The organism is Leucobacter sp. 1207-22, assembly GCF_052850455.1.
In genome coordinates this window covers 109,221-129,094 of the sequence record NZ_VXCR01000004.1, presented here as the reverse complement: position 1 = coordinate 129,094, position 19,874 = coordinate 109,221, and the positions used below count along the sequence as shown (strand labels likewise).

Sequence of the window (19,874 nt, the reverse complement as noted above, 5' to 3'; positions counted from 1 at the left end):
ACTTGTGCGTTGAGCTGATGTGGGTCGTGACTGTCGGTTGAGCGTGATGCGCGCGGAATTCTACGACACGCCAAAACATTCTTCGAATGTGTGTTCGATACTTGTTACTGTCGTTCTCGAAGGTCTGATCGGACAAATATCCACATCTTCACCTCGGCATCTTGAAATGTCAGTGGTGGGTTTTAGATTCTGTTCTGAAGACATTCATGCCTTGTCGGCCCCGTCTGGGGTAGCGATAGTCGGTAGGCAGCAAACAGTTGAGGCTCATGAGAGTCCAACCCGAGAACACCAGGAGCAGGAACATGGCCGCACCAAAAGATCGTGAAAAAGCACTTGAATCCGCCCTTGCGCAGATTGATCGTCAGTTTGGCAAAGGCGCTATCATGCGCATGGGTAGTGAAGAACGCGCCCCTGTTGAAGTGATTCCGACTGGTTCGGTTGCTCTTGATGTTGCGCTCGGAATTGGAGGCCTTCCCCGAGGTCGAATTATCGAGATCTACGGTCCTGAATCATCAGGTAAGACCACACTGACGCTTCACGCAATCGCCAATGCACAGAAGCAGGGCGGTATTGCTGCTTTCATCGATGCTGAGCATGCGCTTGATCCCGACTATGCGCAGAAGCTCGGCGTTGACATCGACGCCTTGCTCGTTGCTCAGCCAGATACCGGCGAGCAAGCGCTTGAAATTGCCGACATGCTGATTCGCTCAGGTTCGGTTGACCTCGTTGTTATCGACTCCGTCGCTGCACTGGTTCCCAAGGCCGAGATTGATGGTGAGATGGGCGATAGTCACGTTGGTCTTCAGGCGCGTCTGATGTCGCAGGCACTCCGAAAGATTACGGGTAGCTTGAACGCTACGAAGACGACCGCGATCTTCATTAACCAGCTTCGTGAGAAGGTTGGCGTCTTCTTCGGCAGCCCCGAGACGACTTCTGGTGGAAAGGCGCTGAAGTTCTACGCTTCAGTTCGTCTGGACATTCGTCGAATTCAGACCCTCAAGGACGGCACTGACGCTGTGGGTAACCGCACACGTGTCAAGGTTGTGAAGAACAAGATGGCTCCTCCCTTCAAGCAGGCAGAGTTCGATATTCTCTACGGCCACGGAATTTCGCGTGAAGGTTCGCTCATCGATTACGGCGTCGAGCACGGCTTCATTAAGAAGAGTGGTGCTTGGTATACCTACGTAGGTGACCAGCTCGGTCAAGGCATGGAGAACGCGCGCCGCTTCCTCATCGAACATGCTGATGTAGCTCTTGAAATCGAGGAGAAGATTCTCACAAAGCTTGGCGTCAATGGCCGCAAGGAAGAACCTGCCGCTGAGTCGAGGGGTGCAGAATCGGCTGTTGGAGAACCCGCGAAGGCAGCCGCAGCGAAGGCCCCGGCGGCGGAGAAGGCACCCGCCGCAGCAAAGAAGAGCGCTTAGCGCTCATGGTCGTTCGGTTCTTGCCGGTTCCCGATGGTGAACCGGCACCTGCTCGGCCTGATCGCGAGAATCTCGCTGAGGTTGTTGAGCTTCGCGCAAGATTCAGCTCAAGCTGGGCCGTCCCTGTAACGGAGCCTGAGCTGCACAGCGAGACGGACGTGGAGGACTCATTCTCTGGGGCCTCTACGCCCGTCGCGGGCTCGTCGATTTCAGCGGCAGCACTGCTCGATTCAGGTGCCAGTGCTGAGCAACATCGCGATGAGGTTGATCAGCTCGAAGCCCCTGTTGTGGTTTCTCTTGCTGAGCGGCGAGCACGCACTAGCCCACCCTCCGACTCGCAGGGTGTTCCTGAAACCGGGCCAGTCTCGAAACCAGCAGTCTCCCGCCGCAGCCGCGCTACACCGAACAAGGTTGTCGAATCCGACGAGCTAGACGAGACTCCGTTGAATGATATCGACGAGGACGTCGTCCGAATTATGGCGCGAAAGGCTCGATCGAGCGGCGAGCTTCAACGTGAGCTCACTGCGCTCGGGCACCTCGAATTTGATGCCGAGGATGCGGTCGCGCGCGCAGTTGAAGCTCTGTACGTCGATGACGAAGGTCTGGCTCGTGCGCTCTGCGCCAAGCTCCGTGACGGTAAGGGTGCAAGTCGCAGTCAGATCAGGCAGAAGCTTCGTGACCGCCGCCTTCCTGATTCGGTCATCGAGTTGGTGATTGATGAGCTCGATGAAGCAGATGAAGACGTGCTCCTCCGCGAGACCGCTCGTGATCGCGCACGAAAGATGGGCTCGCTCGACCGTGCGACTGCCGAGCGACGACTACTTGGGTTCCTCGCCCGGCGCGGTTGGGGCGGCGAAGCTGCGCGAAGTGCAGTGCGTGACGCGCTTGATGGCGGCGCTCAGCGCCGTGGTAGCGGAAGCCGGTCAGGCAACGTACGCTTCGAGTAGAACTCCTCGGTACAATTGTGAGTTATGACCGCCCCAGTTTCTGACCCCGTTACGATTGACCATTCTCCGGCATCCGTACACGCTGACGGTAGTGCTCGAAGCTATACCGTGCGCACACTCGGGTGCCAGATGAACGTGCATGACTCAGAACGTATGTCAGGCTCGCTTGAGGCTGCTGGGTACGTCCCCGCAGAGGACCCAGCGAGCGCTGACGTTGTCGTCATTAATACTTGTGCAGTGCGTGAAAACGCGGCCACCAAGCTCTACGGCCAACTTGGCTCATTGAATCGCACGAAGCTGGCGCGTGAGGGAATGCAGATTGCTGTAGGCGGCTGCCTTGCGCAAAAGGACCAGAACTCGATCATCGAAGCTGCGCCGTGGGTTGACGTGGTGTTCGGTACGCATAACGTGGGCTCACTCCCGCAACTCCTCGAACGGGCGCGTCATAACGCAGAAGCTCAGGTTGAGATTCTCGAATCTCTCGAGCGTTTTCCATCGACGCTTCCGACGAAGCGTGATTCCGCATCGAGCGGTTGGGTATCAATCTCGGTGGGGTGCAACAACACCTGTACGTTCTGCATCGTGCCATCGCTCCGCGGAAAAGAGAAGGATCGGCGCCCTGGCGACATCCTTGCTGAGGTTCAGGCGCTCGTGGATGACGGTGCCATTGAAGTGACATTGCTCGGTCAGAACGTCAACACGTACGGGGTTGAGTTCGGTGACCGTCAGGCGTTCAGCAAGCTCCTTCGCTCGATGGGCGAGATTGAGGGATTGGAACGTGTGCGCTTCACGAGCCCACACCCCGCTGCGTTCACTGAAGACGTGATCGCAGCCATGGCAGAGACCCACAATGTTATGCCGCAGCTTCACATGCCACTCCAGTCGGGTTCAGACTCCGTGTTGAAAGCTATGCGCCGGTCCTACCGGTCAAAGAAGTTCCTCGGCATTCTCGATTCAGTTCGTGAACAGATTCCAGGCGCAGCCATTACCACTGACCTCATCGTCGGTTTTCCTGGTGAGACTGAGGAAGACTTCGAAGATACGCTCCGCGTCGTAGAAGCGTCACGTTTCTCGAATGCATTTACCTTCCAGTACTCAATCCGCCCTGGTACTCCAGCGGCAGAGATGGACGACCAGATTCCAAAGGAAATCGTCCAAGAACGCTACGAACGTCTGATCGCGCTCCAAGACCGCGTCGCAGAGGAAGAGAACCAGAAGCTCATCGGCACCACTGTTGAGGTTCTCGTCTCAGCCGGTGCGAGCCGAAAAGGTGAAGCCACGCATCGTCTGCACGGTCGTGCCGCTGATAATCGTCTCGTGCACTTCTTGGTACCCGCAGGCGCAGAGACCCCACGGCCTGGCGATATGGTGACCGCACGTGTCAGCGACGCGGCACCCTACTTCCTCATCGCTGATGATGCCGAAACCTACGCTGTTCGACGCACCCGCGCAGGCGACGCATGGGATCGCAGGCAGGCAGACAGTTGCGGCGTCCCGAGCGTGAGTGGGGGAGGCGCAACCAATGCTGGAGCCACCGTCAATCTTGGGCTCCCGAGCATCCGCGTCGGCGCACCCCAGATGTGAGCACCTCCGCGATGAATGAAGATTATGCGTTGAGTCGACGACCACACGTGTGGGCTGTTGTTGGCGCTACCGGCACCGGCAAAACCGCCCTCTCCCTTGACTTGGCGGCTCGGCTCAGTGCTGAGCTTGGCGTCACTGCTGAGATTATCAACGTCGATGCGATGCAGTTCTATCGCGGGATGAACATTGGTACAGCGAAGCTGCCAGAGTCTGAGCGTCGCGGTATCCCACATCACCTCTTTGCAGCGCTCGACCCTGTCGAGGAAGCGACGGTCGCGTGGTATCAGCCAACGGCGCGTGCGCTCATCGAACAGATTCACGCGCGCGGCAATGATGCGATCCTTATCGGCGGATCGGGCCTCTACGTTTCAAGCGTCATCTTTGATTTTCAGTTCCCGCCACGCGATGAGGTGATCCGCGCCCGACTTGAAGCGGAGTGTGCTCGTGACGGGGTAGCACCCCTGCTTGCCCGACTTGCTGAGCTGTCTCCAGAGACGGCATCGGCGGTTGACGCGCAAAACCCTCGGCGGGTCATTCGCGCCCTGGAAGTTGCAGAACTCGGTGGCGATCCGCAGGTCACGCTCCCCGCTGAGCAACAGTATTGGTATGAACCCACGCGCATTTTGGGCGTGCATTGCGAGCGAGCCGAACTGGTTGCGCGCTTGGACGAGCGGGTTGAGCAGATGTGGGCAGACGGGTTGATCGCAGAGGTCGAAAGCCTCCTCCCGCTCGGTCTTGAAGCCGGGCCCACCGCGAGCCGCGCCATCGGCTATGCGCAGGCGATCGCGCAGATTCGTGGTGAGAAGACGCAAGAGGAGGCGATCGCCGAAACACAGTTCCTCACCCGGCGATATGCGAGGCGCCAGGTGAGCTGGTTCAAGCGCTATTCAGACGTGACATGGCTGCAGCCGGGGGAGCCGGCGCCGCTGTAGGTGGCGGAAGCCAGGGCACTGAGACTGTTACTGGACCCGTGACTTCCGGTAGGCGCTGATCGAGTTTGTCCCTGCTGCGATTGCCCCAAAGAGCAGTCCCGCAATGGGGAACACGATCCAAGAGATCCCCCAAGCGTTTCCAGCAAAGCTCCATAGCAGATACACGATGACAACGATCGGCCAGTACAGGGATGCGATCACGCCGACGATACCGTTGCCGTCTTCTTCTGCATCGATGCGTTGGTTGGCGAGCGGTCCCGATCCGCTGAGGAGTCGTGCAACCGAGCGAGCCCACGATGCAGTCACCAGAATGGCGACGCCCGATGCAGCCATGATGAGCACAATTGCGACACCGACGAGTGACCATGCGCCTCGTGTTGAAGGCTCTGCAAGAAGCGAGAGCAAGAGCAGGGGAAGCGGCGCAAACACCCAACACAGCACCGCGATCTGTAGTCCGCGCACCCTACGCGACTCAAATGCCTCCGCCCGGGCGTCAGCCCAAGCCGTCACTGAGTGATCAGGCGAGAATCGTAGCTCGCGAAGTCTGCGATGCGGACTCAGCGTGCGTGCAACATCAATCATGACGACGACCCCAAGCGCGATACACACGAACTGTGCAACCAGTCCGATGGCGAGAGCGGTGCCCGAGGTGATTGCATCGGGCACCGCGTTGTGCCACGCGAGGAGGAATATCACTGCGACGGGCGAGCAGATGAAGAGTGCGATCCCCGCAGCGAGGCGGCCGTTGCTCTGTTGACGAGCTTCTGAGTACGCCATGGCCTCGTCGAGCGACACCTGGGGGAAAGTGTTCGTCTGGGTAGCTTGAGAGTTGGCAGGAGTATCAGCGAACTGAGCGGTTCCCGACTGCATCTCGGGCGACGGGGTGCTGGCTGCTGGGGTCTCGATGTTTGACTGAATCTCGGCTGAGATTCCCAGTGTTGGGGCGATCTCATCGATGTTGCCAAACTCGGAGATGACGCCGCCGATAGCTTCGTTCTCGGACATTCCGGCGGCGATGAAGCCCTGGTAGGCGTCTTCCATCATCGTTCGGAGCTCAGCTTTAGCTTCAAGGAGCTTGGGAGTCTGCGGGTAAGCACTGAACATAGTCTCGAGGTAAGCGATGATCGTGTTCATGCTGTTGCTCCTTCGATGAATCGGTCGACAACTGTCTTGGTCTGTTCCCACTCTGCGATCTTCTCGATGAGATGGGCACGGCCTTCTGGCGTGATTTGGTAGTAGGTTCGCGCTTTTCCTGTTGCTGATTCGCCAGGATAGGAACTCACGAGTGCCGCTTGTTCAAGGCGTTTCACAGCGGTGTAGAGCGTGGTCTGTTTGATGCTGTAACTCCCCTCGCTCGTGGTGCCAATGCGCTGTACGAGCTCGTAGGCGTATGAGGGCCCTGAACGCAGGATGGAGAGCACCATGAGATCGACATACCCGCGGATCGCGTCAGCGCTAATCATTTGCTGGGTCACTTCGCCTCCTTTCGCTACAGCAACCGTACTACGCCAGTCGTAGTACGTCAAGCGAGTCGAAGTTGAGTGAAGGTGATGCCGCGCGTACAGAGACAAAAAGCCCGTCCTCGAACGGCTCTCGCTCAAGTGAATGAAACGAGAGCCCTCAAGAGAACGGGCTATGTGTGAGCAGCGCAGGACTGCGGCCTGCGCTCAGATTGGAGCGATCACCGACGCAATCGCGAGTGCGCGCGTTAGTCGTTGATGGCCTCGATGATGTGGAAGCCTTTGCTGCGAGCAATGCGTTCGACACTGAGGTCTTCGAACGACGTGGCGATCCACTTTTGGAGAGAATCAGCGCCGAGGTGTTTTGCGACAACGAGATACGCGGATCCGCCAGACACGAGACGAGGGAGCCAGGCGGTGAGGATCTCGTGCAAGACCTCCTTGCCAACGCGAATTGGTGGGTTTGAGCGGATCTGGGCGAACTTCAGATCCGCAGGAACATCTTCTGGGGCAGCAACGTGGACATTGGTGAGCCCGAGCCGGGCAGCGTTTGCTGCCGTGAGTTCTCGTGAGCGTTCATTTACGTCGACTGCCCACACGGGTGTTTCCGGGTTGGCGAGGGCTGCGTCGAGGGCGATGGGCCCCCAGCCACAGCCAATGTCGAGAATCGGACCAGCATCGCCGGTGCCGTCAGCCTCAATGTCCCGAAGGGTGGTTAACAAAATCTCTGTGCCCCGGTCAAGATGTTCGGGGCTGAAAACGCCACCGGCTGTTGAGACAGTACGAGTCTCACCCGCGAGGATGACCTCGATGTCGCGCAGACGCATCTCGCCAGTAGGGGTTTCGGAGAAGTAGTGCTGATTCACGGTCTAAGTATCTCAGTAAGGGACGGGTGAGTGCCCCATGCGGTGGCAAACGGCCCACTTGCGCGGCAATCATTGGCCGGGTACCGTGCGCTTGCGGTGAACAGGGGTGTGAGATACGCCGCGCGCGGCCTACACTGGAAGTCAGATGACGAAGAACAACGATTTCGATGCGGCAGAGTTCGACGAGTTCGACAATGAGGCCGACACTGATGTAGCCGGGAACGATGACACCGGTTTTGACGCAGCAGATCCACTTGCGCGCTTGCTTGCCCGCGCTGACCGAGAGTCCGCGCAGATCACCCGTGATCTCGGCGAAGAGCCGTTGCGTCGTTTTGGCGCGGGACTGCAGGCGCAGGCGCTTGGCGATGACGCGCACGACGCTGCGCACGATGAGTATGACTCCATCCGTATGGAGCGAGAAGACCGAGCTGCGCTCACGCGTATCTCAGGCCTATCAACCGAGCTTGAGGATGTCACGGAGGTGGAGTACCGCCAACTCCGTCTCGAGAACGTTATTCTCATCGGAATTTACTCCTCGAAGAGTTCCGAGGAAGCAGAGAACTCGCTCCGCGAGCTTGCTGCCCTCGCCGAAACAGCGGGTGCAAACGTGCTTGATGGCTTGCTGCAGCGGCGACCGAACCCCGACCCTGCGACATACCTTGGCAAGGGCAAAGCTCGTGAACTCGCAGATCTCGTTGCAGCGACTGGTGCGGACACCGTGATCGCTGATACCGAGCTTGCACCGAGCCAGCGGCGTGCTCTTGAGGATGTCGTGAAGGTGAAGGTGATTGACCGCACCACGGTGATTCTGGATATCTTTAGCCAGCATGCAAAGAGCCGTGAGGGTAAAGCGCAGGTCGAGCTCGCGCAGCTTGAATACCTGATGCCCCGCCTTCGTGGCTGGGGCGAATCGATGTCTCGTCAGGCTGGTGGCCAGGTTGGCGCTGGTGGTGCCGGTGGCGCTGGCATGGGCTCGCGTGGTCCAGGTGAGACGAAGATTGAGCTCGACCGTCGCAGGATCCGCACGCGCATGGCGAAACTCCGCAAGCAAATTGCTGGGTTCGCACCTGCCCGTGAGGCAAAGCGCGCGAATCGTAAGCGCGGTGAGGTTCCCTCGGTCGCAATTGCTGGCTATACGAACGCTGGTAAGTCGAGCCTGGTGAACCGCCTGACTTCAACTCAAGAGCTCGTGCAGAACCAGCTCTTCGCAACGCTGGATACCGCGGTGCGCGGATCAGAGACGACCGATGGTCGTGAATTCACGTTCACCGACACCGTTGGCTTCGTGCGAAACCTGCCGCATCAGCTCGTTGAGGCGTTCAGGTCTACCTTCGAGGAAGTTGCGGATGCCGATGTGATTCTCCACGTGGTGGATGGTTCGCACCCTGACCCGGAGGGGCAGCTAAAGACCGTTCGCGAGGTTATTGCGGAAGTAGATGCACAGGACGTTCCTGAGGTCGTCGCATTCAACAAGAGTGATCTCTTTGATGATGCGCAGCGTATGCTCCTGCACGGACTCGTACCTGACGCGGTATTCGTGTCAGCACGTACTGGTGAGGGGCTTGAAGAACTCAAGGCGCGCGTGTACGCCGCGCTTCCGGTCTCGGATCGTGAAGTGACCGCAGTGGTTCCGTACGAGCGAGGCGAACTTGTTGCAGAGATGCATGAACGCAACCGTGTGCTCGAAACGGAGTACGTCGAGGCTGGCACGCAGATCCGCGCGCTCGTGAGTGATGAAATGTACTCGAAGCTGGAGCCATATTTGTTGGAGGGTGGCGGCCAGTAACTGGCTGATACTTCCACGCGTCTCGCAATAACCCCGCTTTTCTCATAAGGCGGGGTTATTGCATAAGTTCACGTTATTCATATAAAGAAATATTCGTGCGTTGTGCAATGCTCGGCGGTTACTTTTTAAGCGTTCCACGGGGAAGGCCTCGCGCAGCAGCGGCGGTCTGATCCTTGAGTTCTACTTAGAGGAAGTCATCATGACCGCACACGCACTACCTACCGCAACCATTCTCGGCTATCCCCGAATCGGCCGCGATCGCGAGCTCAAGCGCGCTGTCGAAGCCTATTGGAAGGGTGCTATTGACCAGGTCGAGCTGCGACGCCGCGCAGCGGCGCTCCGCGCAGTAACCCGTGCCCGTCTGGTTGAGCTTGGTCTTTCCGCAGCTGGCGGCGCTGTTCCAGAGAGCTTCAGCTTCTACGACCAGGTGCTCGATGCGACGCTTGCACTCGGGGCGATTCCCGCGCGCTTCGGGAACATCGCAGGCAACGACCTCGACGTCTACTTCACGCTCGCTCGCGGCAACGCCGACCACCAGCCACTCGAAATGACCAAGTGGTTTGATACGAACTATCACTTCTCCGTCCCCGAGATTTCTGAGCACACACCGTTCGAAGCACACCCAGCTTCGCTCGTTGAGCAGGTTCGTGAAGCGTTGGAAGAAGGCGTTGAGACCCGCCCGGTCATCGTTGGCCCGGTCACCTACCTGCTTCTCGCTAAGGCCGCTGACGACGCAGCTCCAGGCTTCACACCCATCAGTCGCCTTGCCGAGGTCGTCGCAGTCTATGCTGACCTGCTTGATGCGCTCGCCGCAGCTGGAGCAAGCTGGGTGCAGTTTGACGAGCCCGCGCTCGTCTCTGATTCGGTGCCAGGCGATCGAGCGGCAACACTCGCGCTTGTTGAGCAGGCCTACACGCAGCTTGGCAAGGTGTCGAACCGTCCGCGCATTCTTCTTGCTACCCCCTACGGCAACGCTGCTGATGCGCTAGTCGCACTGGGCAACCTCCCGATCGAGGCCGTGCACGCAGATCTTGTGCGCGGATCGCTTCCTACCGCGGCAATCGCAGACGGCTCGTTCGCCTCGGCATTCGCCGGCAAGCAGTTCGTTGCCGGTGTGGTTGATGGGCGCAACATCTGGCGCACTGATCTTCGCGCGGCCTTCGAGAAAGCGGCGGCGGTGCAGCGTGCTGGTGTTGACACAGTTGTTGGCACCTCGAATAACCTCCAGCATGTCCCGCACGACGTTGCCGCTGAGGTTCAGCTCGATGCTCGTCTCAAATCTTGGCTCGCATTCGCAGACCAAAAGGTAGAGCAGACCGTTATCCTTGCGAAAGGTCTTACCGAAGGCGCGGCGGCCATCGAAGCGGAGTTCGCTGCAGTGGATCGCGTACTTGCTGATCGCGCTTCGGCGCCAGGTGTCCGCATCGATGCGATCCGCGCCCGTACTGGCGCAGTGACTGATGCAGACCGGAGCCGGGCTTCTGAGGACGTGCGGCGTGTGGCGCAGGGAGCACTTGGCATTCCAGATCTTGCGACGACGACTATTGGATCATTCCCGCAAACAACGGAGATCCGTCAGGCGCGTGCATCGTATGTGCGGGGCGAGATTGATGGTGCGGCATACAACGAATTCTTGCGTTCGGAGATCGCAACGGTCGTGAAGCTTCAGGAAGAAATTGGCCTGGACGTGCTCGTGCACGGTGAAGCAGAGCGTAACGACATGGTGCAGTACTTTGCTGAGCACCTCGATGGTTTCTCGGTGACGGAGAACGGATGGGTGCAGTCCTACGGCACCCGGGCAACCCGACCCTCCATTCTCTGGGGTGACGTGTCACGTCCTGCGCCGATCACCGTTGCATGGAGCAGCTACGCGCAGTCACTCACGGACCACTTTGTGAAGGGCATGCTTACGGGGCCGGTGACGATCCTCGCATGGTCGTTCGTTCGCGATGACCAGTCGCTCGCTGACACGGCGAACCAGGTTGCGCTTGCGCTTCGTGATGAGATCGATGACCTCGTCGAAGCGGGTATCAAGATCGTGCAGGTCGATGAGCCAGCGCTGCGTGAGCTGCTTCCTCTTGACGCGGATCGCCAGGCTGAATACCTCGATTGGTCCGTCGGCTCGTTCCGACTCGCTACAGCTGGTGCGGCGCCCGACATTCAAATCCATACGCACCTGTGTTACTCGGAGTTCGGTGAGATTATCGATGCGGTTGACGGGCTCGACGCGGATGTCACCTCGATTGAGGCAGCGCGCAGCCGTATGGACGTGGTCGTGCCACTCGGTGACCACGGCTACAGCCGCGGCATTGGCCCTGGGGTGTATGACATCCACTCGCCACGAGTGCCAAGTATTGCAGAGCAGACCGAACTTCTTCGCATTGCGGCAGCACACATCCCGGGTAAGCAGCTGTGGGTGAACCCTGACTGCGGTCTGAAAACCCGAGGGTACGACGAGACCGTTGCGAGCCTGAGTAACCTTGTCGCGGCTGCAAAGGCTGTGCGCGGAGCATCACGTGAGCGCGCACACTAGTTCTGATGGGGCAGTAGCCGCCCCCGACTTCCCAGGGGTTCCCTGGGAAGTCGGGGTACTCCCAACCGAACAGGTGGGCTCCCTGCCGCGACCGGCTGCGCTGCAAGCAGCAGTCCTTGACCTCGAGATCGGGGTCCTCGCGCGCGAAGAATTCGCGCGGATCCAGGACACCGCCGTCGCAGACACACTCGCTCGACTCGTTGAAACTGGCTCGCCCATTGTGTCGGACGGTGAGCAGCGACGGCAGAGCTTTGCAAGCTATCCCCTCGGAGCGGAGGACCTGGAGGAGGGGCCGGTGTTTGCGGTCTTCGCGGACGGACATCACCGCGTGGTGCCCGCGATCTCGTCACCACCGTTTCGCTTCCAAGGGTGGGCTGCTGACGACGTGTCTGCGATCCGCCCGCTGACCCAACTGCCAGTGAAGCAAGCGGTCATTTCGCCATCAATGCTGTCACTGATGGTGCCAGCTGAACATGTTGACCGATCGGCGCGCTCAGCGCTCCTGGAAGACATCGTTGCTGGCTGCACCGAAGACATCCAACGCTGTTTTGCCGCTGGCGCAAGTCGCGTATCGATCGACTTTACCGAGGGTCGACTCGCGCTCCGTCGGGATCTCCGGGCACCATGGGCAGGCCCAGCGGCACTTGGCGGCTTCATTGATCTCATCAACGCGGTACTTGATCGGCTGACACCGGCGCAGCGAGCGGCAACTGGCGTGCACACCTGCCCGGGAAACGCGAACGATTCAGCCCACAGCGCCGATATCGACTATGCGGCGCTCATTCCCGAACTCTTCCAGATTGAGGCTGGCTACTTCCTCATGCAAGCAGCGAGTGAGAAGGACCCTGGCCGCGTAGCGCGACTTGTTGGTCACGAACTCGACGTCCTTGCCGAGGCGGGTCGTGAGCTCCCGCGGGTACTGCTCGGTGTGACCGACCCGACGAGCCCACGCCTCGAGACTGCTGAACATGTTCGCGATCAACTGGTGAACGCCGCGCGCTTCATCCCTGCAGAGCTGCTCGGCTCTACCGATGACTGCGGCTTTTCACCGTACCTCATTGATGAAAAGCCTCGTCACGGTTCACCTGACTACGCCCGTGACGTTGCGTTCGCGAAGATTGCTGCCCGCGTGCGTGGAACGCACATGGCAAGTGAGCGGCTGTCTGGGGGAGCACAATGAGTGCGGATCACACGACACTGCTCACGGGATCCGCACCCACCAAGACGAGGTTCTCGTTTGAGGTGTTTCCAGCGCGCACCGGAGCGGCCGCGCTCGCGCTCGGCCACGCCGTGCAACACCTTGCTGCAGCAAACCCAGACTTTGTTTCAGTCACCTATGGGGCGAACGGATCGCACCGAGACGAATCTGTTGATCTGCTGAAGTACCTTCGCAGCCACACAGATGTGTTGCCGCTCGCGCATCTCACAACGGTGCGTGAAAACCGTGAGTCGCTCTTGCGGATCATTCACGAACTCATGGACGCTGGTATTCATGACTTCTTAGCGCTACGTGGCGATCCGCCGCGCGGCATGACGGAGTCCTCACCAGAGGTTGCCGGCTCGCTGTCTGCACGCGATCTCGTTGAGCTCGCCGCTCAGGCGCGCTCAGAGCGACCTGCGCTCACGAGTGTTGGCCGAACTGCAGTCGCGGTATACCCGAATGGGCACCCACACTCACACGGTCGAAATGCTGACATTGAATGGTTACTCGCAAAACAGGAGGCGGGTGCATCTCTCGGTATCACGCAATTGTTCTTTCACGCAGAGGAGTACCTGAGTTTCGTTGCGGATGCGGGTGCGCAGGGCGTTCGGCTGCCGATCCTGCCGGGACTCATGCCGGTTTCTACGAGCGCACAGCTTCGAAAAGTTGCCGAGCTGGCGGGGCAACCAGCTCCCGCCAGCCTCGAACGAGCTATGCATGAGGCAGGCGGTTTTGCTCCGGAGCTCGGCGTTAGGCACACCGTTGAACTCGCACAGGAACTCATCGCTGGTGGCGCGCCGTCGATCCACCTCTATACGTTCAACCGACACGAACAGGTGCTCGCGGTGCTGCGTGAACTCGGACTTCTCCTCCGCGATCCGCTTGGCTAGCAGACAAGCAACAGGCGCGGCTTTGCATGATGCAGAGCCGCGCCTGTTGCTTGCTGGTTCGGTGGCCGGATCACACCGAACGGAACACTGAGACCACCTTGCCGAGGACTTCAGCGTGGTCGCCAAGAATCGGCTCGAACGCGCTGTTGCGGGGGAGTAGCCAGGTGTGACCATCGCGTCGACGGAAGACCTTGACGGTCGCTTCGCCATCGAGCATTGCAGCGACCATGTCGCCATTCTGGGCCTCGCGCTGCTGGCGGACGACGACGAAGTCGCCGTCACAGATAGCTGCGTCGATCATTGAGTCACCGACCACCTTCAGCATGAACAAGTTTCCATCCCCCACCAGCTGGCGGGGGAGCGGGAAGACTTCTTCTACCTGCTGGTCTGCGGTAATTGGTACACCTGCGGCGATCTGGCCGACAAGTGGAACAAAACTCGTCTCTGCAACCTCGGTTGGTTGCTCATCACTCAAAGCGTTGCGGGTTTCCGTAAGTTCGATCAAGATCTCGAGCGCGCGTGGGCGGTTTGGATCGCGCCGAATGTAGCCGGCAACCTCGAGGCGGCTGAGCTGATGCGTCACGCTCGACAACGAGGATAGGCCAACAGCGTCGCCGATCTCACGCATGCTCGGCGGGTACCCCCGGCCTTCAACCGAACGGCAAATGAACTCGAGGATTGCGCGCTGCTTCTCAGTGAGGGGCTTGGTGCGTGCAGTGCCATCGGCCATGGTGAATCCGTTCCTCTCGACTTCGAACAAAGCCCGCAACTCGGGGCAAAAGTTGGAATGTCGGTGGTGGGTGTTTGGGTGGGGGTGTTGTTTCGAAACCCTAACTTGCAAAGACATATCCGGCAAACATGTGTTCGAGTGTCGCTCGAAAGAAGTCGAATATCAGAGTTGTGCATTCGAAGCTTCGAAGATATATTCGAAATAGATGTTCGAACGCGTTGGTGAAAATTCGAAAAGAGACGCGCAGAACGACCAACTTTGGAGGAAGAGCTCGTGACTACCAACACCATGACTCCCGTACTGTCTTTCCCGCATGAGCAGCTTGACGCAATGCAGCGTCTTGCGACGACCACATCGGCTGCGGGAAGTGCAGTCGCAGCTGCACCCATGAAGATCCGTCTGACTCGTCGTGGTCGTGTGGTGTTTGGTGTGCTTGGCGCATTGCTGTTTGCTGTGCTGCTCGCTGCCGCGGCACTCATGTCGGCTCCGAGTGCGCAGGCCACGCTCGCAACAAGTGAGCAGGAGTTCACCTATGTCATCGCGAGCCCCGGTGCCTCGCTGTGGTCAATTGCTGAGAGTGTTGATCCTCAGGCAGACCCGCGTGATCTTGTTGCCGAGCTTGCACGACTGAACCAGCTCAACGGCGTTGACATTCAGGTTGGTGACGCCATCGCGATTCCCTTGCGCTATTCAAGTGCTGAGTAGCCACTGAAACGTATAACGCTCGGTCGATCACCATGTTCGCGTGGCTAGACTGAACAGCGTGGCTAAACTGAGCGATCTTCCCCTCCGATCAAACCTTGTGGGCAAGGCACCCTATGGTGCCCCGCAAGACCCGGTTCCCGTGAGCTTGAATGTCAACGAGAACACCCATCCAATTTCGGAGGAGGTGCTCACCGACATTGTTGCTTCGCTCGCACAGGCGGTTCGTAACGTGAATCGCTACCCAGATCGGGAGGCCACCGAGCTTCGCACCGAGCTTGCTAATTACCTGGGTCATTCATTGTCGTTTGAGCAGGTCTGGGCGGCGAACGGTTCGAATGAGGTGCTGCAGCAGGTGCTGCAGGCATTTGGTGGCCCCGGTCGCACGCTACTCAGCTTCACGCCTACCTATTCCATGTACCCGCTGCTTGCTGACGGTACTGACACCGGCTGGGTTGCCGTTCCACGCCCAGCTGATTATGCGTTGTCCCCCGAATTTGTGGCTGCGGCGCTCGCGGAACACCAGCCTGACATTGCCATTATCTGCGGCCCCAACAATCCAACGGGTACCCCGCTCACCCGTGAGACGATTCTCGCCGCTTATGACGCGTTTGACGGCATCCTGATCGTTGACGAGGCGTACCACGAGTTCGATGATGACAACAGCTCGGCTATTGAATTGCTTCCGGGACGGCACCGTTTGCTGGTGTCTCGCACGATGAGCAAGGCGTTTGCCTTCGCTGGCGTCCGGCTCGGGTATCTCGCCGCAGATTCTGCTGTGATCGATGCGCTCCGTCTCGTGCGTCTGCCGTACCATCTTTCGGCGTTGACGCAGGCTGCAGCAACAACGGCACTTCGCCACTCTCAAGCCATGTTGTCAACGGTTGACGCGATCCGCGCCGAACGTGACCGGCTCGCACATGAGCTCACTGCAATGGGATATCGCGTGCATGATTCTGGCGCGAACTTCTTGCTTGTCGGTGGCTTTGTCGACCCAGAAGCGATGTTTGCGGCCCTCTTCGAGCGTGGCATTCTGGTCCGCAACCTCGGGATCGATGGCCATCTGCGCATTACGGCAGGTACGCCAGAAGAGACCGGCCAGGTCATCGAAGCGATACGTGAGATTACTGCTGGGGTAGGGGTGGCCGCATAATGGGCGTTCCGATTGAACAGCTCGGGCGTGCGACGCTTGAACAGCGTTACCGCCGTTCGCGTCTGCTCAACCTAGTTTTGGGCGCTGTGCTCGTGGTTGGTGGCGTCTTTGTTGCGGTTCAGTGGCCAACGAACGGCTCGAATGCCGACAGCGCGGCGACTGGTGACAGCAGTGCAGAACAGGCGAGCTCCTGCCCGGTGCAGGACCGTCGCGACCCGAACGACCCGATGGCTATCGGTGACGTTGATGCGCCTGTCGTGATGCATGAGTGGACCGACTTCCGCTGCCCTTGGTGCGGTAAGTACACCCGCGAGACGATGCCCCAGATTGTGAAGGAGTACGTCGATACGGGTAAGCTCCGCATCGAGATTCATGATGCAGCCCTGGTAGGCGGTGAAGCCTCAGTCAAGATTGCTGGCGCGGCACGTGCAGCCGGCGATCAAGGAAAGTACTTCGAGTTCCTCGACGGCGTGTATGAACACCAGGGTGCGACTGACAACGCTGAGCTGACCGACGCAGATCTCACTGTGATTGCAAAAGCCGCGGGTGTTGCTGATCTCGCAGCATTCGACGCAACGGTCGCGGCAGGCACCCATGAAGAAGCCGTACGCGCGTCGACGACAGAATCGCAACAGCTTGGCGTCTCAGGCGTGCCGTTCTTCGTCCTGAGTGATTGTGATAGCCCCTTGAGTGGTGCACAGACGATCGAGACCTTCCGGGCAGCCATCGACGCGAAGCTCAAGGAAGTCGAGTAGCAGCCCGGTATGGGGTCCATTAATCTGTTCGGCGCCTTCCTTGGCGGCATGCTCGCTATCCTCAGCCCCTGTTCAGTGATGCTTTTGCCCGCGTTCTTCGCGTATGCATTTCCTAACACTGGCAAGCTCGTGAGTCGTACCGGAGTCTTTCTAGCGGGCCTTGTTGTCACGCTCGTTCCTATTGGTGCCTTGGCGGGAACCCTTGGTGGGTGGATCAATCTTCACCGCGGATCATTGCTCACCTGGCTAGCCGTTATTGTCATCGTGTTCGGCGTGGTTATGCTGCTTGGGATTCGTATTCCAGGCCTCACGCGCAGTCAGGGGGCAGCGAATGCGTCTGCGCTTTCTGTGTTCTCACTCGGCGCCGTGTACGGTCTCGCCGGCGGTTGCGCTGGACCAATCTTTGGTGCGATCCTTGCGCTTTCAGCGTTCGGAGGGAGTGCGATCACTGGAGCGCTCACGATGTTCGTGTACGCAGTCGGAATGGTTGTCCCCATGCTCCTGCTTGCGGTGCTGTGGGATCGCATCCCCGTCATCCGTAAGATCGTTCGCCCGCGTGAGCTCGTGATTGGCAAGTGGCGTAACTCATGGACCTTCATCATCGGCGGTGTGATTACGATCGCCGTAGGAATTCTGTTGATCGTGACCGATGGCACCGAGAGTCTTTCTGGAGTGCTCGGAGTCGACCAGCAGGCCGTTCTTGAAAATGGTGCGCTGCAGGCTGGTGCTGTTGTTCCTGATTGGATTGTGCTTGTCGTACTTGCCGCCTGCGCGCTTGGCATCTGGTGGCTGACGCGTCGCGCACGTGAATCCCGTAACGAATTGGCGGAAGGCTCTGAAGCGCTCTAGCGAACCGGATAGACTCATCTCATGACTGCTACCGGGCGCACTGCCGCACTTGAGCGCGTGACGAGCGAATCCTCGATCACGCTGAGTATTGATCTCGATGGAACTGGCAAAGCCGATGTCGCCACCGGCGTCCCGTTCTTTGATCACATGCTGACGGCGTTCGCAAAGCATTCTGCCTCGGATCTCACCGTGCGCGCAGAAGGTGATGTACATATCGATGTTCATCACACGGTTGAGGACACCGGCATTTTGCTCGGCCAGGCAATTCTCGAAGCGCTTGGCGACAAGCGTGGCATCACGCGTTATGGCGACGCATACTGCCCGCTCGATGAGGCGCTCGCGCATGCAGTTGTCGACATCTCAGGTCGTCCGTACCTTGTGCACTCTGGTGAGCCAGCAGGCTTCGAGTTCCACCTCATCGGTGGTCACTTTACTGGCTCAATGGTGCGTCACTTCTTTGAAGCCATTGTGTTGAATGCGCGCCTGACCGCGCACATTAAGCTCGTTGAAGGCCGGGATCCGCATCACATCGCTGAGGCAGAATTCAAGGCGTTTGCGCGTGCCTTCCGCCAGGCAAAGTCGGCAGACTCGGTGATGGCTGGCATCATTCCATCAACGAAGGGCGCACTGTGAGTGAAGCACGGCCAAAGGTCGTAGTTCTGGCCTACGGATCGGGCAACGTACACTCGGCGATCACTGCACTTGAGCATGCCGGTGCTGATGTCGAACTCACAGCCGACCCCGCAGCGGTCGCAGCTGCCGATGGGCTCTTCGTCCCTGGTGTAGGCGCATACGATGCGGTGATGCGGCAGCTCCTTGCCGTCCGTGGTGACGAACTCATCGACCGACGCCTTGCCGGTGGGCGACCTGTGTTGGGAATTTGTGTGGGCCACCAGATCATGTTTGAACGGGGCATCGAACGTGGCGTTACCGCTGAAGGCCTCGGCCAATGGCCAGGCACTGTCCGCCAGCTTGACGCACCACGTCTTCCAAACATGGGCTGGAGCACGGTAGACGTTCCCGCAGGATCACAGCTCTTTGCGGGCATCGAAAACGAACACTTCTATTTCGTGCACAGTAACGCTGCAACGGAATGGACCATCGAAGGTCGTACGGAGGCTACCCGCCCCCTCGTGACCTGGAGCGAGGCTGGCGAACGCTTCATCGCTGCGGTCGAGAACGGCCCGCTCACGGCAACCCAGTTCCATCCTGAAAAGTCCGGTGAGGCCGGGCTGCAGCTGCTGCGCAACTGGATATCTTCCCTCTAACTCGGGGCACTGATCCGCGACAACTAAGGAACAACGAATGTCGAACCTGAACAGCGCTCCGGCGCTCACACTGCTTCCCGCAATCGATATGGTCAATGGTCAAGCCGTTCGCCTGACCCAGGGCGAAGCTGGTACTGAGACCGGCTATGGTGACCCTGTTGACGCGGCACTTGACTGGATTGAGCAGGGGGCCGAGTGGATCCACCTCGTGGATCTCGACGCAGCCTTCGGGCGAGGCAGCAACGTTGGAGTTGCAAAGAAGATCATGGCCCGCTCTGGCAAGACGAACATCGAGTTTTCCGGTGGCATCCGTGATGATCGGAGCCTTGAAGCGGCAATCGAAATGGGTGCTGCGCGTGTGAATCTTGGCACGGCAGCACTCGAGAATCCAGAGTGGACGCGCGCTGCGATCGCTCGCTACGGCGAGAAGATTGCCGTAGGCCTTGACGTGCGTGGTGAGACGCTTGCCGGCCGTGGTTGGACCGAAGAAGGTGGCAACCTGTGGGAGGTGCTTGAGCGTCTCGAAGATGCAAACTGCCCCCGCTACGTCGTGACTGACGTCACCAAGGACGGCACCATGCGAGGACCGAACATCGAGTTGCTCCTTGAAGTCTGCCGCCACACGTCACGCCCAGTTGTTGCATCGGGTGGCATCTCCAGCCTTGATGATCTGGTCGCCCTGCGCGAGCAGGTGCCTGCGGGCATCGAGGGAGCAATCATTGGTAAGGCGCTCTACGACGGCGCATTCAGCTTGCAAGCGGCACTCGACGTCGCATCAAACTAAGTCTGGTGCC

The 19,874-nt window shown here is 59.2% G+C and carries 19 protein-coding genes; 15 read left to right on the top strand and 4 right to left on the bottom strand.

What is annotated here, in order from left to right:
• Positions 1–302: 302 nt before the first annotated feature.
• The 4 genes from recA to miaA are packed head-to-tail and all read left to right on the top strand — an operon-like array spanning position 303 to position 4,887.
• Entirely contained in the window at positions 303–1,424 is a 1,122-nt protein-coding gene (recA, locus tag FW756_RS08750) for a recombinase RecA (protein WP_446429781.1), read from the top strand.
• A gap of 5 nt (positions 1,425–1,429) precedes the next feature.
• Positions 1,430–2,371 (top strand): regulatory protein RecX, encoded by a 942-nt coding sequence (locus FW756_RS08745; protein WP_446429780.1) that lies wholly within the window; start codon positions 1,430–1,432, stop codon positions 2,369–2,371.
• A gap of 24 nt (positions 2,372–2,395) precedes the next feature.
• Positions 2,396–3,955 carry a tRNA (N6-isopentenyl adenosine(37)-C2)-methylthiotransferase MiaB gene (gene miaB, locus FW756_RS08740; RefSeq protein WP_446429779.1) on the top strand — a complete coding sequence of 520 codons (1,560 nt, stop codon included), beginning with the start codon at positions 2,396–2,398 and terminating at the stop codon, positions 3,953–3,955.
• A gap of 11 nt (positions 3,956–3,966) precedes the next feature.
• A complete protein-coding gene (gene miaA / locus FW756_RS08735) occupies positions 3,967–4,887 on the top strand; it encodes a tRNA (adenosine(37)-N6)-dimethylallyltransferase MiaA (protein WP_446429778.1) in 921 nt (306 codons plus the stop codon).
• Positions 4,888–4,914: 27 nt separating this feature from the next.
• On the opposite strand, the gene FW756_RS08730 is transcribed toward miaA, so the two are convergent.
• The 3 genes from FW756_RS08730 to FW756_RS08720 all read right to left on the bottom strand — a co-directional run bounded on the left by FW756_RS08730 (position 4,915) and on the right by FW756_RS08720 (position 7,213).
• Complete coding sequence (locus FW756_RS08730; RefSeq protein WP_446429777.1) at positions 4,915–6,021, bottom strand: permease prefix domain 1-containing protein; 1,107 nt, start codon at positions 6,019–6,021, stop codon at positions 4,915–4,917.
• On the bottom strand, positions 6,018–6,362 hold the full coding sequence (locus FW756_RS08725; RefSeq protein ID WP_446429776.1) for a PadR family transcriptional regulator: 345 nt from the start codon (positions 6,360–6,362) through the stop codon (positions 6,018–6,020). The genes FW756_RS08730 and FW756_RS08725 overlap by 4 nt, the downstream gene beginning before the upstream one ends.
• Before the next feature lie 233 nt (positions 6,363–6,595).
• A complete protein-coding gene (locus tag FW756_RS08720; protein WP_446429775.1) occupies positions 6,596–7,213 on the bottom strand; it encodes a class I SAM-dependent methyltransferase in 618 nt (205 codons plus the stop codon).
• Positions 7,214–7,358: 145 nt separating this feature from the next.
• On the opposite strand from FW756_RS08720, the gene hflX reads away from it, so the two are divergent.
• The 4 genes from hflX to FW756_RS08700 all read left to right on the top strand — a co-directional run bounded on the left by hflX (position 7,359) and on the right by FW756_RS08700 (position 13,623).
• Positions 7,359–8,999 carry a GTPase HflX gene (gene hflX / locus FW756_RS08715; RefSeq protein WP_446429774.1) on the top strand — a complete coding sequence of 547 codons (1,641 nt, stop codon included), beginning with the start codon at positions 7,359–7,361 and terminating at the stop codon, positions 8,997–8,999.
• Positions 9,000–9,198: 199 nt separating this feature from the next.
• The gene (gene metE, locus FW756_RS08710) at positions 9,199–11,532 is read left to right on the top strand and encodes a 5-methyltetrahydropteroyltriglutamate--homocysteine S-methyltransferase (RefSeq protein ID WP_446429773.1); all 2,334 of its coding nucleotides are present in this window, start codon (positions 9,199–9,201) and stop codon (positions 11,530–11,532) included.
• Positions 11,516–12,712 (top strand): hypothetical protein, encoded by a 1,197-nt coding sequence (locus FW756_RS08705; RefSeq protein ID WP_446429772.1) that lies wholly within the window; start codon positions 11,516–11,518, stop codon positions 12,710–12,712. The genes metE and FW756_RS08705 overlap by 17 nt, the downstream gene beginning before the upstream one ends.
• A complete protein-coding gene (locus tag FW756_RS08700) occupies positions 12,709–13,623 on the top strand; it encodes a methylenetetrahydrofolate reductase (RefSeq protein ID WP_446429771.1) in 915 nt (304 codons plus the stop codon). Before FW756_RS08705 ends, FW756_RS08700 begins: the two co-directional genes overlap by 4 nt.
• Before the next feature lie 70 nt (positions 13,624–13,693).
• Here FW756_RS08700 and lexA read toward each other — a convergent pair whose 3' ends face one another.
• Positions 13,694–14,353, bottom strand: coding sequence for a transcriptional repressor LexA (lexA, locus tag FW756_RS08695; protein WP_446429770.1), 660 nt, complete (start codon positions 14,351–14,353; stop codon positions 13,694–13,696).
• A 273-nt stretch (positions 14,354–14,626) separates the two neighbouring features.
• On the opposite strand from lexA, the gene FW756_RS08690 reads away from it, so the two are divergent.
• Genes FW756_RS08690 through priA form a run of 7 tightly spaced genes read left to right on the top strand, consistent with a single transcriptional unit; the run spans position 14,627 to position 19,864 of the window.
• Complete coding sequence (locus tag FW756_RS08690; RefSeq protein WP_446429769.1) at positions 14,627–15,058, top strand: LysM peptidoglycan-binding domain-containing protein; 432 nt, start codon at positions 14,627–14,629, stop codon at positions 15,056–15,058.
• 58 nt (positions 15,059–15,116) lie between these two features.
• Positions 15,117–16,208 (top strand): histidinol-phosphate transaminase, encoded by a 1,092-nt coding sequence (locus tag FW756_RS08685; RefSeq protein ID WP_446429768.1) that lies wholly within the window; start codon positions 15,117–15,119, stop codon positions 16,206–16,208.
• Positions 16,208–16,963: a DsbA family protein gene (locus tag FW756_RS08680; protein ID WP_446429767.1), complete on the top strand. Its 756-nt coding sequence runs from the start codon at positions 16,208–16,210 to the stop codon at positions 16,961–16,963. Before FW756_RS08685 ends, FW756_RS08680 begins: the two co-directional genes overlap by 1 nt.
• Positions 16,964–16,972: 9 nt before the next feature.
• Positions 16,973–17,812: a cytochrome c biogenesis CcdA family protein gene (locus tag FW756_RS08675; RefSeq protein WP_446429766.1), complete on the top strand. Its 840-nt coding sequence runs from the start codon at positions 16,973–16,975 to the stop codon at positions 17,810–17,812.
• A 21-nt stretch (positions 17,813–17,833) separates the two neighbouring features.
• Positions 17,834–18,445, top strand: coding sequence for an imidazoleglycerol-phosphate dehydratase HisB (hisB, locus tag FW756_RS08670; RefSeq protein ID WP_446429765.1), 612 nt, complete (start codon positions 17,834–17,836; stop codon positions 18,443–18,445).
• Positions 18,442–19,080 (top strand): imidazole glycerol phosphate synthase subunit HisH, encoded by a 639-nt coding sequence (gene hisH, locus FW756_RS08665; protein ID WP_446429764.1) that lies wholly within the window; start codon positions 18,442–18,444, stop codon positions 19,078–19,080. The genes hisB and hisH overlap by 4 nt, the downstream gene beginning before the upstream one ends.
• 37 nt (positions 19,081–19,117) lie before the next feature.
• Entirely contained in the window at positions 19,118–19,864 is a 747-nt protein-coding gene (gene priA, locus FW756_RS08660) for a bifunctional 1-(5-phosphoribosyl)-5-((5-phosphoribosylamino)methylideneamino)imidazole-4-carboxamide isomerase/phosphoribosylanthranilate isomerase PriA (protein WP_446429763.1), read from the top strand.
• The last annotated feature ends 10 nt before the right edge of the window (positions 19,865–19,874 follow it).

Bases quoted from the DNA above. Each gene is read 5' to 3' on its own strand.
- lexA (WP_446429770.1), bottom strand. From the start codon at position 14,353: ATGGCCGATGGCACTGCACGCACCAAGCCCCTCACTGAGAAGCAGCGC.
- hisB (WP_446429765.1), top strand. From the start codon at position 17,834: ATGACTGCTACCGGGCGCACTGCCGCACTTGAGCGCGTGACGAGCGAA.
- FW756_RS08700 (WP_446429771.1), top strand. From the start codon at position 12,709: ATGAGTGCGGATCACACGACACTGCTCACGGGATCCGCACCCACCAAG.
- miaB (WP_446429779.1), top strand. From the start codon at position 2,396: ATGACCGCCCCAGTTTCTGACCCCGTTACGATTGACCATTCTCCGGCA.
- priA (WP_446429763.1), top strand. From the start codon at position 19,118: ATGTCGAACCTGAACAGCGCTCCGGCGCTCACACTGCTTCCCGCAATC.
- miaA (WP_446429778.1), top strand. From the start codon at position 3,967: ATGAATGAAGATTATGCGTTGAGTCGACGACCACACGTGTGGGCTGTT.
- recA (WP_446429781.1), top strand. From the start codon at position 303: ATGGCCGCACCAAAAGATCGTGAAAAAGCACTTGAATCCGCCCTTGCG.
- FW756_RS08675 (WP_446429766.1), top strand. From the start codon at position 16,973: ATGGGGTCCATTAATCTGTTCGGCGCCTTCCTTGGCGGCATGCTCGCT.
- FW756_RS08680 (WP_446429767.1), top strand. From the start codon at position 16,208: ATGGGCGTTCCGATTGAACAGCTCGGGCGTGCGACGCTTGAACAGCGT.
- FW756_RS08745 (WP_446429780.1), top strand. From the start codon at position 1,430: ATGGTCGTTCGGTTCTTGCCGGTTCCCGATGGTGAACCGGCACCTGCT.
- FW756_RS08730 (WP_446429777.1), bottom strand. From the start codon at position 6,021: ATGAACACGATCATCGCTTACCTCGAGACTATGTTCAGTGCTTACCCG.
- hflX (WP_446429774.1), top strand. From the start codon at position 7,359: ATGACGAAGAACAACGATTTCGATGCGGCAGAGTTCGACGAGTTCGAC.
- metE (WP_446429773.1), top strand. From the start codon at position 9,199: ATGACCGCACACGCACTACCTACCGCAACCATTCTCGGCTATCCCCGA.